At 55.7% G+C, this 16,276-nt stretch carries 12 protein-coding genes and 1 rRNA gene; 1 reads left to right on the top strand and 12 read right to left on the bottom strand.

What is annotated here, in order from left to right; genetic code table 11:
- From KGZ66_11740 to yunB, 4 genes are all read right to left on the bottom strand, one after another.
- Positions 1–223 (bottom strand): 16S ribosomal RNA (locus tag KGZ66_11740); the annotation flags it as partial.
- A gap of 493 nt (positions 224–716) precedes the next feature.
- Positions 717–1,217, bottom strand: coding sequence for an SH3 domain-containing protein (locus tag KGZ66_11735; protein ID MBS3986257.1), 501 nt, complete (start codon positions 1,215–1,217; stop codon positions 717–719).
- Positions 1,162–3,192, bottom strand: a complete 2,031-nt coding sequence (locus KGZ66_11730; GenBank protein ID MBS3986256.1) for a hypothetical protein — start codon at positions 3,190–3,192, stop codon at positions 1,162–1,164. The genes KGZ66_11735 and KGZ66_11730 overlap by 56 nt, the downstream gene beginning before the upstream one ends.
- An 88-nt stretch (positions 3,193–3,280) precedes the next feature.
- Positions 3,281–3,979 carry a sporulation protein YunB gene (gene yunB / locus KGZ66_11725; GenBank protein ID MBS3986255.1) on the bottom strand — a complete coding sequence of 233 codons (699 nt, stop codon included), beginning with the start codon at positions 3,977–3,979 and terminating at the stop codon, positions 3,281–3,283.
- Positions 3,980–4,116: 137 nt separating this feature from the next.
- Between yunB and KGZ66_11720 the strand changes: the two genes are divergently transcribed.
- On the top strand, positions 4,117–6,735 hold the full coding sequence (locus tag KGZ66_11720; protein MBS3986254.1) for a transglycosylase domain-containing protein: 2,619 nt from the start codon (positions 4,117–4,119) through the stop codon (positions 6,733–6,735).
- A gap of 1 nt (position 6,736) precedes the next feature.
- Here the strand turns inward: KGZ66_11720 and KGZ66_11715 are convergent, their stop codons facing one another.
- The 8 genes from KGZ66_11715 to KGZ66_11680 form a co-directional block, all read right to left on the bottom strand.
- Positions 6,737–9,112 (bottom strand): endonuclease MutS2, encoded by a 2,376-nt coding sequence (locus KGZ66_11715; protein MBS3986253.1) that lies wholly within the window; start codon positions 9,110–9,112, stop codon positions 6,737–6,739.
- 57 nt (positions 9,113–9,169) lie between these two features.
- Entirely contained in the window at positions 9,170–9,718 is a 549-nt protein-coding gene (locus tag KGZ66_11710) for a CvpA family protein (protein ID MBS3986252.1), read from the bottom strand.
- A 12-nt stretch (positions 9,719–9,730) separates the two neighbouring features.
- A complete protein-coding gene (gene zapA / locus KGZ66_11705; protein MBS3986251.1) occupies positions 9,731–10,027 on the bottom strand; it encodes a cell division protein ZapA in 297 nt (98 codons plus the stop codon).
- A gap of 51 nt (positions 10,028–10,078) precedes the next feature.
- Positions 10,079–12,133 carry a phenylalanine--tRNA ligase subunit beta gene (gene pheT, locus KGZ66_11700; protein MBS3986250.1) on the bottom strand — a complete coding sequence of 685 codons (2,055 nt, stop codon included), beginning with the start codon at positions 12,131–12,133 and terminating at the stop codon, positions 10,079–10,081.
- Between the two features lie 11 nt (positions 12,134–12,144).
- Positions 12,145–13,173, bottom strand: a complete 1,029-nt coding sequence (pheS, locus tag KGZ66_11695; protein MBS3986249.1) for a phenylalanine--tRNA ligase subunit alpha — start codon at positions 13,171–13,173, stop codon at positions 12,145–12,147.
- 264 nt (positions 13,174–13,437) lie between these two features.
- On the bottom strand, positions 13,438–14,256 hold the full coding sequence (locus tag KGZ66_11690) for an RNA methyltransferase (GenBank protein ID MBS3986248.1): 819 nt from the start codon (positions 14,254–14,256) through the stop codon (positions 13,438–13,440).
- 1 nt (position 14,257) lies between these two features.
- Positions 14,258–14,905 carry a TrkA family potassium uptake protein gene (locus KGZ66_11685; protein ID MBS3986247.1) on the bottom strand — a complete coding sequence of 216 codons (648 nt, stop codon included), beginning with the start codon at positions 14,903–14,905 and terminating at the stop codon, positions 14,258–14,260.
- Between the two features lie 15 nt (positions 14,906–14,920).
- A complete protein-coding gene (locus KGZ66_11680) occupies positions 14,921–16,252 on the bottom strand; it encodes a TrkH family potassium uptake protein (protein ID MBS3986246.1) in 1,332 nt (443 codons plus the stop codon).
- Positions 16,253–16,276 lie beyond the last annotated feature (24 nt).

Here is a 16,276-nt window from a genome sequence, read left to right as displayed (position 1 = left end):
CTCCTTTCGGAGTGTTATCCCGAGCTTTGGGGCAGGTTGCCCACGCGTTACTCACCCGTCCGCCACTAACTAGAAGTTAGAGGTTGGAAGTCAGATGTTAGAACGAGGAAAACTCCTGCGTCTAACTTCTAACCTCTAATCTCTAACCTCTAGTTCGTTCGACTTGCATGTATTAGGCATGCCGCCAGCGTTCGTCCTGAGCCAGGATCAAACTCTCCGAAAAAGATTGCGCTGCCTCCAGCTACCAGCTACCAGCCTCCGGCTTACACCAAGGGCTGGCGCCTGGCGGCTGGCGCCCGGCGGCAAATCATCGAAAAGCGATTTGGCTCGCTTTAATTACTTGTTTGTTTGTCGCTTGTCCCTACTCGCTTGTCGCTTGTAGAAAAAGCCCAAAGAAACGGGTCTGTTTAATTTCATCCTTACGCGCAATCCGGGCATCCCAGCTCACAGCTCAAAGCTCACAGCTCTCATCTCCCAATTGCGCCTGCATTGTTCAGTTTTCAAGGATCAATGTCGCACTGAGCACTAGGCACTAGGCACTAGGCACTAGGCATAGGCACTAGTTCTGCTCGCGGCGACGGTTTTTATACTAGCACATAGCCTCGACAGCTGTCAACGCATCGCAGAAACTTTTTTTGCGCAACATTAACTTCCCATTAACAAATCCAAGTCTACATCAAGCTTAACAGAATGAACACAAAAAAGAACACCACAAATTAAGGTATCCGGAGCAAAGGGGCACTTACAAAGCCTGTCCGACCATCCTGCAAGCGCACTCTATGCCAGTCCTTCCCGCGTTCCAGGACTTCTACGCGGGTGTTAAGCGGCAAAGTCGTAACAATACTAAAAGTTGTCCCCGGGCCACTGCGGATGTTGACCACCGAGCCGTTAATAAACCCATGCACAATTATCGGTTGAACAGGTGGCGGAGTAACGGGCGGCGTAACGGGCGGCTGTTGCGCCAGTCTCGCCTCCAGCGCCAAAACCTGCGCCTCTAGGCGCGCGATGCGCTGCTCTAAGCCGGCGACATGTGAAGTCAACGTTTCTACCACGGCCAGCCGCGCTACAAAAGGTTGGATAGCTTGGTTGAAAAAGCTGACGGTTATCAGCGGGTCGTCGGCAGTGCCGGGTTGTGGTGTGAACGCTCGCGCTGAACCAAAACTACCGAGGTACACTAAGGCCATCAACATGGCTACAGCAAGATGTCTCGTCTTCATTATTCCCAACCGACCTTTCTCTATGAATAGCGGCGTAACTAAACAGCAGCTCTTTTACGTCGTCTAGTGCATGCGTTATGCGGGCAGGCGGCAATTCCTTCAAAAACGCTCGACCATAACTTTTGTTTTGCACGCGCCCGTCGAGTATGGCCACCACACCTTTGTCTTCGGCGGTGCGAATCAGTCTGCCAAAGCCCTGTTTAAGTTTAAGTGTAGCCTGCGGGAGACTATAAGCACTAAACGCATCCTCGCCCTTGCGCTGCATATGCTCAATACGTGCTTGCGTTATTGGTTCTGTTGGGACACCGAAAGGCAGTCTTACTAGAATAACGCAACTTAAGGCCTCGCCGGGCACATCAACTCCTTCCCAATAGCTAGCTACAGCCAACAGCACGGCTTGCGGTGACGTCGTGAAGCGGTGCATCAAAGTACTGCGAGAGGCGCTTCCCTGCATAAGCAGGGTGAATCCGTCGCTTTCCATTGAGGCAAGGCGTTCATATGCGGCCTGCATGGAGCGGAAAGAGGTAAAAAGCACTAGCGCTCGCCCACGCGTCACGCGCACAATTTCTTGAATCTTCATGGCGGCATAGGCATCGAAAGTCTCTTCACGCGGGTCCGAAGCGTCCTTTGGCAGGTAAAGCAAGGCGTTCTTAGCGTAGTCAAACGGCGAGTCAAGGCGCAAGAGGTCACACTTGCCAAGCCCCACGCGCCGGAGCAGAATCGAGGACAACGTCGCCGAAGTAAGCACAACTGCGGGGATGCGCGTAAAAATGTGCTCGCGCAGGTCTTCTTCCATGGAGACAGGTGCGGCGACTAACGCCACTCCTTCTTCGCTTACCTCCACCCAATAGGCAAACTCCTCGTCGCCACCCCGTCGTTCCAGAATAAACTCCAGGTTGTCGTCAATTCGCATAAGGCGCTGACACAGCTGCGTCGCCAAAGCAGTTTGCTGCTCGCTTCCCCCTGCCGTTAGCTCTGCAAGTGCTTGAATTAGCTCGACGAGGTGAATCTTTAGGACATGAGGGTACTTGTCGGTAGCCAAAAGGCGCACGGGCTTCTCAAACTGCGCGAAGAAGAAATCGCCCTCGCGCACTAATTTCTGGCAGATAGCTTCTACTATGCGACCCATTTGCGCATTGTCAGACAACATAGCTCCGCGCAGCCCTGCGTTAATGGCGGCTGCGGCGCGGCGAATATCACCCGGCGAAACGCGTCGGCTGAAAAAATCTGTCGCTACGTCTTCAAGATTGTGGGCCTCGTCAAAGACCACGGCTTCATAGTCTTCTAACACGGCCTGCTCTTGCAGGAACCCTGCGTCTTTGCGCACGGCTAGGTCGGCAAAAAACAAGGCGTGGTTGGCAACCACAATATCTGCTTGCGCCTGTGAGCGCCGCGCAATATAGTAAAAACAGTCTGCAAAGTAAGTGCAGGCGCGCCGCAGACAATTCTCTCCCTCGCCGCACACATGTTGCCATAAATCTGCGGCGGGATGGAAGGGCAAGGACTCACGATCACCGTTAAACTCCTTAGTGTTCTGTAATTGCTGCAGTTCCCTAAGTTCCTTGACTTGGCTCTCCTGCGTTAATAAGCCCCTATCAAACGTTCTTATATGCTCCATCTTGCGGCGACAGATATAATTGCTCCGTCCTTTAGCGAGGACTGCGACAAAAGGCAGGCTCGCACTGAACACCTGTTGCAGGAAGGGGATGTCTTTCTTGAAAATCTGGTCCTGCAAATTAAGCGTCTTAGTCGACACGACGATGCGCTTCTTAGCTGTGCGTGCATGGATGATGGCGGGTATTAAGTAGCCGAAGGTCTTGCCTAAGCCGGTGCCTGCCTGCACCACCAGATGGCGCTTTAGGGATAGTGCAGTGGCCACAGCACTGGCCATATTCACTTGCTGCCGCCTTGCTTCATAAGCTGGGTGATGTTTCGCGATAGGCCCGCCTGCAGCGAAAATGTCCTCAATCCGCAACGTGTGTCTCCTCCCAAGCACAGAACCCAAGGCAGGCCTTGGGTTCTGGCACCTAATATATGATTCGACATCCGAGCGCTGTTTCCTGCTAAGGCCGCAGGGGCGGTCGCTCGCCTGCGGGGGGAACAACAAAGCCCGCCCCCAAGGGAAATGGCAGATTGACGACTGTTTCCGGCACAATGCCAAGGTAAATTACGTCAGCCACAGGCACCTCTAAGTGCACGCTTACGGTTCGCTGCAGCAGAGGCACCACGATTCTAAGGTCAGCAAAAATCTCTAAGTAGATTTTGTGGCGCGTCTGGTTGATTCCTGCCGATTCAAACGCGTCTGTTACCTCTATGCTAACCGTGCCGACAGGCATTATGCGAAAGTTCACCGCCGGGCCGACATGAGCAAAGAGAGCGCTACCAAACGCTTGCCCCAGCGGAATGGCTATGTCTTCCTCGCGCAATGCTTCTAGGGTCGCCAGGACATGCCGCGTCGTGCGGGTAACTAGGCGGTTCACCTCCACCGTGTTTAGCCTCGCCCAAGTCGGTCTGCCAGCTTGATCAGTATGGACTGTGATGAAGCGGTCGTAGGCAAGACTTTCGCCGGTAGCCTCGTGCACAGCTTCCGCTAGTGCCTGGGTGGCCAAAAGGTGAGCTCGCACTTCAGCGATTGCAATGAGGGCAGGTCTAAGCTGGCTGTCAATAAAAGTGATAAGCGATGCGCCAAGCAGAAGTATTAGGAAGAAATAGAATCTGCCTCGATTGCGAGATTTACGCGGCATTTTCGTAAGAAGAACCACTTCCTCACCCCCACTCGCTATTTTATGTCATAGCGCATCTGTACGTGACAACGTCACGTCATTGAGGTGGGTTTGGTTCGGTATGATACTCCTTCATGTGAAGTGATGGTATAATGAAAGTCAAAGGGGGGCAACAAATGGCCACGAAACCTAAAATGAAGCCGCGGCGCAATCATGTGCGGTTGCTGCTGACGGCGCTTTATTGGGGCGTTATCATTGCCTTCGTTACTTTGACCGCAGGGCTTGGCTATGGATATTCTCTGGTGTATGACCTAGAGCGCCCCACGTTGACTGCAGCGCGTCCCGCTGAAAGTTCAACTGTACTTGACGTGCACGGCGAAGTCATTACGCAGTTGCATGCTGTACAGCACCGTATTAGCGTCCCGCTTGCACAGATGCCGGAACACCTAGTTGAAGCAGTCGTCGTTATGGAAGACATTCGCTTTTATGAGCACTTTGGCTTTTCTCCCCGTGATTTTGTGCGTGCACTTTGGCTCACAGCTACCGGGCAGGACCGCCAAGGGGGAAGTACTATCACGCAGCAGGTGGCACGCAACCGCATTTTGGACGACTTAAGGTTTTCTGTGCGACGTAAAGTGCGGGAAATCTATGTAGCGTTTCGCCTAGAACAAAAGTACACCAAAGCCGAGATCCTCGAAGCATACCTTAATGAAATCTTCCTCGGAGGGTCAGCGTACGGCTTTCAGGCAGCTGCCCAGCAGTACTTTGGGAAAAACGTATCTGACCTCACTCTTGCTGAAAGCGCAATGTTAGTGGGCGTTATTCCGGCTCCTAACGCGTGGCGCCCACGTGAAGGCAATATGGAGGCTGCAATGCAACGCCAACGGCTTGTTCTCAGTGAACTAGTTAGGCACGGGCGCATTACGGAAGCACAGAGGCAGGCCGCGTTAGACACACAGATCACCCTAGCTAGAGCGCGGCAACATGAACCCGAGACAAGCCTAACCAATTACTTTGTGGATCATGTCGTAGCACAGGTGCGACAATGGATCGTGAACACCCAAAGGATAAGTGAACAAGAGGCCGATGACTACATTCTTCGCGGCGGCCTAACGATTCACACAACGCTTGACCTGACCATGCAGCGCGCAGCACAGCAGGCTGCACTGGAAATTTTTACGCAGCCAAATGGTGTATTGGAAAGACTGCGTCGGCATGCCCGGGACACCGACCCCAACCTTGAAATCAGACGCCTTGCACAGTCTCCTGACTTTGAGTGGGCGCGCTTCACGCGCAACCCGCGCGGTGAACTTGAGCTGAGCGGTCTGCAACCACAAGTCTCTGCTTTGTTTATTGAACCTAGCAGCGGGGCTATCCGTGTGTGGCTAGGCGGGCGCGACATGGTAGGGCGATTCGGCATCGACCGCGTCTCACGCGAACAGAACCAGCCCGGTTCGGCGATTAAGCCATTGGTCGTCTATGGGCCAGCACTAGCTCTTGGAGGAAGAACCATTGCCAGCACGGTTGATGATGCGCCCGTCACCTTTCCCACAGGAGATCCTACGGCACCGGAGTTTTCTCCCCGCAACTTTGATGTAAATACATTCCATGGGCACACCTCGTTTAGAACGGGCATGGCGCGTTCCTTCAACGTTATGGCTGTGAAGTTGTTCCAATCCGTTGGCTGGCAAAGAGCGCTGAATTGGGCGGAGATGCTAGGACTTAGATTCGAGCGAACCGGTCGGAGCAATGATAACGACAGCCTATCTGTGGCCTTAGGCGGGTTAACTAAAGGGTTTACCTTGCATGAAATGGTCGCGGCTTATAACGTATTTAACAACCGTGGAGTATATGTAGCTCCTCACTCGTTGTTGCGTATCACCTCTCGCACCGGCAGCGTCCTTTATGAGGCAAGACCACCGGAGCGCAGAATTGTGCTGACCGAGCAATTGGCTTGGCTTATGACAGACCTCATGCGCGGCACGGTTGAGTCGCAAGGGGGAGTCGTAGGAACTGGGCATTTCGGCTTGCGTAACGCTACCATGGGCAGGTTCGCCGGGCAAGTTTCGGGCAAGACTGGCACCACGAATGATAACTTGGATGCTGTTTTCGTCGGCTTCAACCCGCAGTTTACAGGCGGCGTCTGGTTAGGACACGACGACAGTAGCACAGGCTCGCCACGCCAAGTGCGGCCAAACGAACCGCCACATCCTACCAGGTCCATCCACACCACCGCCGGAAGCGTCAGCGACAACAGGGCTCGCGGAGGCATGCCAAGCTCGGGAGCGAACGCCGTGGGCAGCGGCACCGCCACAGCCATTTTTGGGCGCACTTTGTCCCATTACTACAGGGCGATAAACGTGACTGCCTTCCCCACCTTCCAGACAGAGTGGTACGAGGAGTACGGCGTTTTTGGCCCCCCACGCAGGCTAGGGCTGGTGCGACAACGCTTCTCACGCTTGTCAGGCAAGTATCCTTCGGCACTTACCCCTTCTGCAGACATTGCCCACGACTGGTTTATTCGCGGAACTGAGCCGCGACCCGAAGACCCATGCGACATGCACGTGATGGTCGCTATCTGCAATGAATCTAACGCTTTAGCCGGCCCATACTGCCCGCCTGCCTCGGTGACAATGCAGCTGAGGGTGCGTCGCGAACCATATGCCGAAGTCTTTGACACCGGCGGCAACCGACTCCATCCAGTCGACCACGCCCGCCAAGTACCGTTTGAGCAATGCCCGGTGCACCGCGCACCGCCTACAAACGGCGGCAGCAGTACGCCTCCGGGGAGTTAGTTTATCGCTTTAACTCTACTACCGTAACACCTGAGCCGCCTTCGTTGGCTTGCCCTAAGCGAAAGCTCTTTACTGCCGGGTGAGCCCTAAGAAAGTCCCTTATGCCATCGCGCAGCGCGCCAGTACCTTTGCCGTGGATAATTTGCACTTGGCCAAGACCCCTAAGGAGCGCGCTATCAAGGTACTTATCCGCTTCCTGCACGCCTTCTTCTACCGTAAAGCCGCGCAGGTCGAGTTCAAGCTTGATGTTGTGTCCTGTAATGTCCACACTGTGGAAGCCTGCCCGCTCACCTGTCTCACGCTTCTTTTTTTCGGCCACCTTCTTGACCTGCCTAGCCTCAACCTGAGTGCGCAGCGCACCTAACTGCACGGTAACGCTACCACCCGCTGACACCTGCAGCACTCTGCCCCGTTGATTAAGGTGCAATACCAGAACTTCGTCGCCGACGGCAATCGCCTCTTCCGGGAGCGCATTGGCTGTCAGCGTGGCTACCGCATCTTCCTCAACCTGCTCGTCTATTTCGCGCGTAATCTCGCGCTGGCGTTGCCTGACTTGCTCGATTGTCTGCGCAAGGTCCTGTGTCGCTCCTGCCTTCTCGGCTTGCCTTAGTGTCTCAAGAAGTGCGTCAATCTCATGTTTGGCGCGGCGCACCAAAACCTTGGCTTCCTCCGCAGCGCGCTTTTGCACTTCGCGCGTCTTTTCATGCTGCAGCTTAGCTTGTTGTTCTGCTTCAAGTAATCGCGCTTCTGCTTGGCGTTCTCTAACAATCGCTTTTCGCAAGGCCTCGTCAGTCTCCTTGCGGCTAGCTTCTAGGCCGCGAATCAGGTCTTCGACCTTAAGGGCTTCGTGCGTAAGATAGCGGCGCGCGTCTGCGATAATGCTAGTGTCAAGGCCCAGGCGTGCCGAAATCTCAAAGGCGTTGCTCTTACCCGGCAGCCCAATCGTTAACACAAACGTAGGCCGAAGCGTCTCCACGTCAAACTCCATGCTGGCGTTCTGTACGCCGCGCTTGGTGTGGGCGTAGGCTTTTAGCTCACTGTAATGCGTGGTGGCAACGACATGCGTGCCCCGCGCCAGGAAGGTGTCGATAATTGCCATGGCTAGCGCAGCGCCCTCCGTCGGGTCGGTACCTGCTCCCAGCTCGTCAAGTAGCACCAGCGAAGCGCAATCCGCTGCCTCGATGACCTGGATGATGTTAGTCATATGCGACGAAAAGGTGCTAAGACTCTGTTCGATGCTTTGTTCATCACCGATATCCGCGTAGACGCTGTCATAGACCCCGACTTGACTACCCTCCGCCGCGGGAATGTGCAGGCCGCATTGTGCCATTAGCGAGAGAAGGCCAATGGTCTTTAGTGTAACGGTTTTGCCACCTGTGTTTGGCCCGGTAATTAAGAGCACGGAAAAGCTTTGCCCCAGGCGCACATCGATAGGCCGCACGTCGACGCTGGGTATGAGGGGGTGCCTAGCCTGTATGAGCCGGAGGGCGTTATCGTCGCTTAAAGTCGGCCGCACGGCGCGCATATCATAGGAGAGCCGCCCTTTGGCGAGCGAGAAATCGAGCCAAGCGAGCACTTCTAGGTTTGCTAGGACTGTCGTCGCCGCACTGGCCACACTCGCGGAGAGCTCGCGCAAGATGCGCTCTACCTCTTGTTCTTCTGCGACTCTCTGCTGGCGGAGTTTGTTGTTTAGCTCTACTACGGCCATCGGTTCAACAAACAGCGTTGCGCCACTGGCAGACTGGTCGTGGATAATCCCGGGAACCTGCGCCCTGTATTCAGACTTTACCGGTAGCACGTAGCGGTCGCCGCGCATCGTTACGAGTACCTCCTGCAGATACTTCTGCACGGTAGAGGAGCGCAGCATGCCCTCGAGTTTTTGCTTAACCTCGCGCTGCGCATCGCTGATTGCGCGCCGCAAACGCTGCAACTCCGAACTGGCTCGGTCTAGTACCTCGCCCTCTTCACTTATCGCCCCGAGGATTTGTTCCTCCAACGTGCGCAAGGGAACAAGCCGTGCAGCATGTGCGGACAAGAGCGGATAGTGATGGTTGCGTTCGGCAAAAAAGCGGTGGGCGCGTCGCACAATTCCAAGCACTGTAGCTACGTGCCACAAGTCTTCGCCGCCCACTACGGCGCCTATAGCCGCACGGCGCACCGCTGCCCGCACGTCTCGGAGGCCACGCAGCGGGAAATCCTCGGTTCGGCTAATAGTGCGCGCTTCGGCTGTTTCGTCTAGCAAGCAGTCGATTCTCTCGCGTTCGGTGACGGGCAGCAGACCTTCCGCCAACTCGCGCCCTAAACCGGACGAGACATGTTGACTAAGCATATGCTTAACTTTATCTAACTCAAGCACCCGCAGGGTGCGTTCGTTCATTTGATTCACTTCCCTTGATTGATGGCTGAAGCAAAAAGCTCCGTCCCTTTTGCTTCGCTAAGGCCGCACGTCGGCAATGATGCCGCGGATTTCTGCGGTGAGTGCGGGGCTAAGGTTAAGGACGGCGTCTACTAGCCTTGAGTTCGCGACGTGCGTTTCAAACCCGCCCATCGGCAGAGCCGTAAGCAATATGGATACAACGAATACTATGACGACCCCCTTGGCCAAGCCAAATGCCAAGCCGCCGACTCGGTTAAATGTGCCGATGATCGGCAGCTTAGCAAGGAGGTCGGCCATATTGGCGACAAGTTCCACAACTAGCTTCACGACAATAAGCACGGCGATAAAGCCAAGCGCGTTTACGGCTGACGCTCCAAGGTTGAAGTCCCCCCACAGCGGCCCAAGCGCTTGGTTCAAGTAGGCCTCGAGCGCAAAGATGCGGTTAAGTTCGCGCGCCGCCGCCGGGCCTAAAAGGAATGCTAAGTACAGGGACAAGGCCCAGGCCGCTAAGTCAAAGAGCTGGCGCACTAGGCCGCGACTTCCCCCCACCAAGGTAAAAAAGCCAATCACAAGCAAGAGACCGTAGTCTAGCGCGTTAAGGTTCACGCTTACCCCTCCTTAGTGCCGAGACGGACTAGTTTCTGCTTGGTCTAGGAGCGCTATTCTTTGCTCTAATACGCTGATGCGGCGTGTTAACTCCGCTTTTTCGCGCTCGGCCTCCGCCGCTTCACGCGCAGCACTAAGGGCGGCCAAAATCGCTAGCTGGGTGACGCTGATACGTTCATACTGCTCGGCAAAGTCGCGCATGCGTTTGTCGAGCATGCGCGCAAGGCGCAGCAACTCGGCCGGCGCAGCAGAGCGCAATTGCAGTGTCTGGCCGTAAATGTCTAGCTTCACAGTTTCCTTTGTCTCCACTATCGCCGCCTCCCTCTCATTTACATACGCCAAAAGCCTGTTAAGTCCTGCTTAGACTCGCCAAACAACGCCGAAAGCTTGCTCCAAGTCATGCCGCAGCTTGCCGAGAATGGCGCTAAGCTCGGCTTCGGTAAAGCTCCCCTGCGCAGGCATTAGCTCCAGGCGAATGGCTAGGCTCCGCGTGCCGGGCGGCGTGTTCGCGCCTACATAGACATCAAACAGCGTGGCCCCGACGAGGCGGGCGCCGCCGGTCTCTCGGATGCGCGCCATAATATCCCCCGCGCTGACGTTCGTGTCTGCCACGAAAGCGATGTCGCGCTCTACGGGCAGGCTCACGCTAAGGCCCCGGTAAGACGGTTGCCCGAGCGGGGTACGCAGCACACTCGCTAGGCTTAGCTCCGCCACTACTGTTCTCTCTTTCAAGCCGACTGCGGGGTGGATTTCGCCGAGATAGCCGACCTTAACCCCCTCCTGCCACACTTCGGCCTGCCTGCCCGGGTGCAGAAACGGCTCTTTGCCTAGGATAAAAATCGCTTCCGGCAATAGCGTCTCCACTATACCCTTGAGATAAAAGAAATCGTACGGCTGACTTGGCTGAGTCCAATTGCCCCTTTGCTCGCCGCATGCGCCTAGGCAGAGGACCTGCTGTTCCACGGGCTCATCCGCATGAGACAAGTACGCAGTGCACATTTCAAACACGGACATGCCTTTAATCTGGCGCGCTTGGTTGTAGCCTAGCACCTCAACCATACTCGGCAGGAGTGTGGGGCGGAGCACGCCTCTTTCTCGACTGAGCGGGTTGGCTAACGCCACGAGACGGCGGAAGGGGTGCTCCGCGGGGAGCATGTATTTTTCGCTGTGAGCAGCATCATAAAAGCTTAAGGTGATGACCTCATCGAGGCCTAGAGCAAGCAGCGTGCGGCGCAGGGCGCGAGACAAGCGCTGGCTTTCGCTCAAACGCCCTTGGGTTACCTCTCCCTGCAGAGCGCGTGTGGGTATGTTGCCAAACCCGTGGATGCGCCCGATTTCTTCGACCAAATCTATTTCCTGCCGCACATCGCCCCGCCGCACGGGGACGGATACGACTAAAGTATCGTCACGGATTTCCGCCGGCATACCGAGGCGCAGCAAAATCGACTGCATAGCCGTTAACGAGAGGTCGATTCCAAGCAAGGAGTTTACACGCTCGGGGCGCAATTGTATTTGCCAATAGGGCAGATACACCGGTTCCCGGCCTACGCACTCGCCTACCACTTGGCCTACACCGCACAACTCAAACAGGTAGGCGGCGCGCTGCAAGGCGCGCACTATACCGCTTGGGTCTACTCCCTTGTCAAAGCGTGCGGAAGCTTCGGTGCGTAGCCCCAAAGCGCGCGTAGTGCGTCTAATACCGGTGAGCTCAAACAGCGCCGATTCAAGCACAATGCGCCGCGTCCCAAGCGAAACCTCGCTGTCCATACCGCCCATGACCCCGGCTATCGCCAAAGCGCGTGCGGCGTCGGCAATGACCAGCGTGCCTGCGGGCAGTAGCTGGGATGACCCGTCAATGAGCTTTAGGCTTTCTTCGGGCTGGCTTTGTCGAATCAGCAGGCGCTGTCCGGTAATACGGTCGTAGTCAAAGGCATGTAAAGGCTGACCTAGCTCCCACATCACGAAATTGGTGATATCCACCACGTTGTTTATAGGTCTAAGGCCCACACTCTCTAGCCTCTGCTTAAGCCAGAGCGGCGACTCACCTACCACGACGTCTAGGACTAACGCCAGATAGCCGGGGCAGAGACTTGGGGCCTCTATGTCTACCCTCAGGTAAGGACTACTCGGTACAGCTTGGCCGATGCTCACACTCGCAGGCTCGGCAATGGCTTTGCCGGTAAGCGCCGCCACTTCGTAGGCTACTCCGAGGATGCTCTGGCAGTCGGAGCGATTAGGGGTTAGGTCAAGCTCTAGCACTTCATCGGTAAACTCAGCGCCCGCTTGTGCGGAGGGCAGGCTTACCTTTGTTACCGCATCCACGGCGATACCCGCATGGGTGAGCATATCACTTAGTTCCACGGCGGTCTGTTCTACCGCTACGCATTCCTTTAACCAAGCCAAAGAGACTTTCATTCCCTCACCTCCTAGAACTGCCGGATGAATCGCGCGTCATTAACAAAGAAATGGCGCAGGTCTTCCACGTTGTACTTAAGCATGGCAATGCGTTCAACCCCCATGCCAAAAGCAAAGCCGCTGACTGACTCCGGGTCATAACCCGACATAGCAAGCACGTTTGGGTGCACCATGCCGCAGCCAAGAATCTCTACCCAGCCTGTACCCTTGCAGACCCTGCAGCCAAGCCCCCCACACGTGCCACATGAAACGTCAACTTCGGCACTCGGCTCCGTAAAGGGGAAATAGCTCGGACGTAGCCGAATCTCGCGCTCAGCTCCAAACATTTGCCGCGCGAACATCAGTAGTACCGATTTTAGGTGGGCGAGGCTAACTCCTTTGTCGACGACCAGGCCCTCTATTTGGTGAAACATAGGCGAATGCGTAGCGTCGTCGTCACGTCGGTATACTTTGCCGGGGCTAATAATGCGAATGGGGTAATGCGGGCTCACTGCCTGCATGGTGCGCACCTGTACGGGAGAAGTCTGCGTGCGTAACACGCGCCCGTCACGCAAGTAAAAAGTATCTTGCATATCGCGCGCCGGATGCAGAGGCGGTACGTTAAGGGCTTCAAAGTTGTAGTACTCGCTCTCAATCTCCGGGCCTTCGGCGACGCTAAAACCGAGCCCCAGAAATATGTCGGTCACTTCTTCGATGATGCGGCTAAGCGGGTGGGCATGGGCGAAGTAGGGCTGCCGCCCAGGGAGAGTCACGTCGACGCGCTCCTCCTGTAGTTTGGCCTCTAACTCCAGCGCAGTGAGTTCCCCTAGCCTAGCTAGCAGTGCGTCCTCAATCTGGTCACGTAGCGCATTGGCTAGCTGTCCGACACGCGGACGATCCTCGGGTGCGAGTTCGCTCATGGCGCGCAGAATAGCCGTGAGTTCCCCCTTTTTCCCTAAGAGCCTGACGCGGTGTTCCTGCAGAACGGCTACAGTGTCACTCTTGGCTATTGCGTCCAAGGCGACTGCGGCGACCTTTTCCAGTCTATCGATAAGTTCCATGATACTTTCCTCCTTTAAGCAAAAGTGACCCCATCCCTGTAGGGACGAGGCCGCGGGTAACGTCGCCACACGGCAGAGCGCAGCTCCGAAGCGAGTTAAGCTTCATCTAAGCTTTGAGTTAATTAAATACAAGCTTCCTGTACATAAGATACGCAAAAATCGACCCGGTACTCTCAAACACCCTCCAGTAAAAAGCGGCGGTCAACACTCTCACGCGGACACACCCTCTCCTATCTCCTAGAGGGAGTATAGCATGGAAGACTGTCAGCTACAAGGAGGTGAGGGCAAAGTCGCGCGCCATTGTCTGAGAATTTCGTAGAGCAACACTCCTGCTGCTACGCTAACGTTAAGGGATTCTGCCCTGCCTGGCATGGGGATACGTACAAGTTCTGCCCTCTCCCGCCATAGCTCCGCTAGGCCGCTACCTTCATTGCCAAATACCACAGCTAAGGGGCGCTTATACTCTCTTTCCCAGTATGTAGCTTCACCCTGCGTGTCGGCGGCGACAATGCTGTAGCCAGCCAAAGATAGCCGAGAGACCAGCAGGCTGTCATCTACGTCACGGCAAAGCGGCAGGTGCAGGAGCGAACCCATGGTAGAGCGTACCACCTTGGGATTGTATAGGTCGCAGCTACCGCGCGTAGCGACAAATGCTCCCGCGCCGACCGCGTCCGCCAAACGAATAAGCGTTCCCATGTTGCCTGGGTCTTGTAGCCCTGCCGACACCACCACCAGCGGCGGGGTGGCAGACAGAGCCGCGTCAAGTGAAACGTCAACATTTCTGGCCACCGCCAACACACCTTGCGGTGTTTTCGTGTCGCACAGCGGCAGGAGAACTTCGGTGGCCACCGAGATGACCGGAGCGGGACGCGCCAGTTGCACCAGCTCGGCAATGTCTGCGTCGTGCCAAACGGCTGTGTCGACTAGGATGGCGAGCGTCGCGCCGGACAATGCTACTTCACGCACAGCCCTTAAGCCTTCGACCACAAAGGCTTGCTGCTTGTCTCGCCCCTGTGCTGTCGCCAGTTTGCGGACTAAGCGAACCCAACGGTTGTCAGGCGATGTGACAACTAGCGGTTCCAACTCAATAGCGCTCAAGGCGCCTGAGGTCGTCGTTCTTACCCACGACTACGAGCACGTCGCCCTCTTCGATACGCTCGTCCGCTCGCAGTGCTAAGCTAAACTCATCGCCGCGCTTAACGGCAATGATGTTCGCCTGATACTTGTTGCGAAAATCCAGCTGGCGCAGGCTGTGCCCGACCATCGCGGGACCTACCATAAACTCAAGAATGCTAATATCCGGAGCGAGTTCAATGTACTCTAAGATATTCGAGGCGATTAAGCTCTTGGCGACGCGGCTCCCCATATCTCGCTCGGGGAAAACAACGCGGTCTGCCCCAATTTTGTAGAGTACGCGCCCGTGTAGCTCGCTCTGTGCTTTGGCCAGCACGTGTTTTACGCCTAGCTCCTTAAGCATAAGCGTGACCAGGATACTTGCCTGAATGTCGCCGCCTACCCCGACAACGACTGTGTCGAAGTTGCGGATGCCGATGGCCCGCAGGGCCTGTTCATCGGTTGCGTCAGCCTCGACCGCGCGCGTGCAGTTGTCTAGGTTATGGCGTACGCGCTCTTCTGATTCGTCGATGCCGAGGACTTGATGGCCGGCTGCGTGCAAGGTTCTGGCTACACTCGAGCCAAACCTACCTAACCCAATTACGGCGAACTGCTTCATAATTAACTGACCCACCTAACCCACGATTATTTTGCCCTCGGGATAGCGAACAGACGCCGCGCAGGGGTCGGGCTTAGCGATAATCGCTAGCACTAGCGTCAAGGGACCTACGCGTCCGGCGAACATAGTTACTATGAGGGCCAAGCGGCCGATGGTGCTGAGAGTAGGCGTAATGCCGCGACTTAGGCCCACCGTGCCAAATGCGGAGACTGTCTCAAAGAGAGTATCTAAGAACGAGGCGTCGTCTGTCAACAAAAGCACGAAGGTTGTGGTTAGCACTAGGGCAAGCGAGATAGCCGCGATCGACAAACATTTAATAGTTACAGACTGGGCAATACGGCGACCGCGAATAACCACGTCTCCCTGCCCACGCACTGCGGCCACGACCGTAAGGACTACCATGGCAAAGGTCGTCGTCTTTATGCCGCCACCGGTCGAAGCAGGCGACGCCCCAATAAACATCAGCATGATGATGATTAAGGCCGTGGCCTCGCTAAGCGCTCCGGTAGGTACGGTGTTAAAGCCGGCTGTGCGCGGCGTGACCGCCGTGAACAAAGAGCCAAGTACGCGACCGGTTAGGTCGTAGTTAGCGAGTGCGCCGTTCCATTCTAAGAGACCTATCAAGACGGCCGAAGCCACGATTAGCACTGCGGTTATCTTAAGGACTAGCTCACTGTGCAGCGCCAGTCCCTTAAGGCTACGCTTAGAATAAAGGTCAGCCAGCACGCTAAAGCCGATGCCGCCAAAGACGATCAAAGTCAGCATTACTACATTTACTGTAACGTCGGAGGCAAACATCTCTAAACTGCGAAAGTTCCCAAACAAGTCAAAACCCGCATTGCAGAACGCCGACACGCTGTGAAACACCGCAAACCACAGACCGCGCGCCGTGCCAAACTGCGACTGAAAGCGGATAAATAATACTGCGGCCGCAAGAGACTGAATGGTAAGCGTAGCCAAGACGACATAGCGGGCCAACTTCACCATGCCCTCTAAAGAAAACTGGTTAAAGGCTTCTTGGATGATTAGGCGCTCGCGAAAAGTGACTTGCTTACCAAGAACCATGGCTACCATCGTAGCCATGGTCATCAGGCCTAAACCTCCGAACTGGATTAGGAGCATTATCACGAACTGTCCAAAGAAAGTATAGCGAGTGCCTGTGTCGACGACCGTCAAGCCGGTGACACAGACCGCCGATGTCGCCGTAAACAACGCGTCAACAAAGCCAACCGGGGCCCCCGTAGAGGCCCAAGGTAACATTAGTAGAGCTGTCCCTGTCAGAATGAGACCGAGAAAGGTTGACGCGAGAATTTGCGCGGGACTCATGCGGGAGAACGCGATTTTCATATAACGCCCTCACATGGCAACCGG

The sequence above is a fragment of the Selenomonadales bacterium genome (assembly GCA_018335585.1).
In the GTDB taxonomy this organism is placed as follows: domain Bacteria; phylum Bacillota; class UBA994; order UBA994; family UBA994; genus UBA994.
The sequence above is the reverse complement of the archived record's forward strand: the minus strand, read 5'-3'. Positions and strand labels throughout refer to the sequence as shown.

Bases quoted from the DNA above. Each gene is read 5' to 3' on its own strand.
- KGZ66_11715 (MBS3986253.1), bottom strand. From the start codon at position 9,112: ATGAACGAACGCACCCTGCGGGTGCTTGAGTTAGATAAAGTTAAGCAT.
- KGZ66_11685 (MBS3986247.1), bottom strand. From the start codon at position 14,905: ATGAAGCAGTTCGCCGTAATTGGGTTAGGTAGGTTTGGCTCGAGTGTA.
- KGZ66_11735 (MBS3986257.1), bottom strand. From the start codon at position 1,217: ATGAAGACGAGACATCTTGCTGTAGCCATGTTGATGGCCTTAGTGTAC.
- KGZ66_11680 (MBS3986246.1), bottom strand. From the start codon at position 16,252: ATGAAAATCGCGTTCTCCCGCATGAGTCCCGCGCAAATTCTCGCGTCA.
- pheS (MBS3986249.1), bottom strand. From the start codon at position 13,173: ATGGAACTTATCGATAGACTGGAAAAGGTCGCCGCAGTCGCCTTGGAC.
- pheT (MBS3986250.1), bottom strand. From the start codon at position 12,133: ATGAAAGTCTCTTTGGCTTGGTTAAAGGAATGCGTAGCGGTAGAACAG.
- KGZ66_11720 (MBS3986254.1), top strand. From the start codon at position 4,117: ATGGCCACGAAACCTAAAATGAAGCCGCGGCGCAATCATGTGCGGTTG.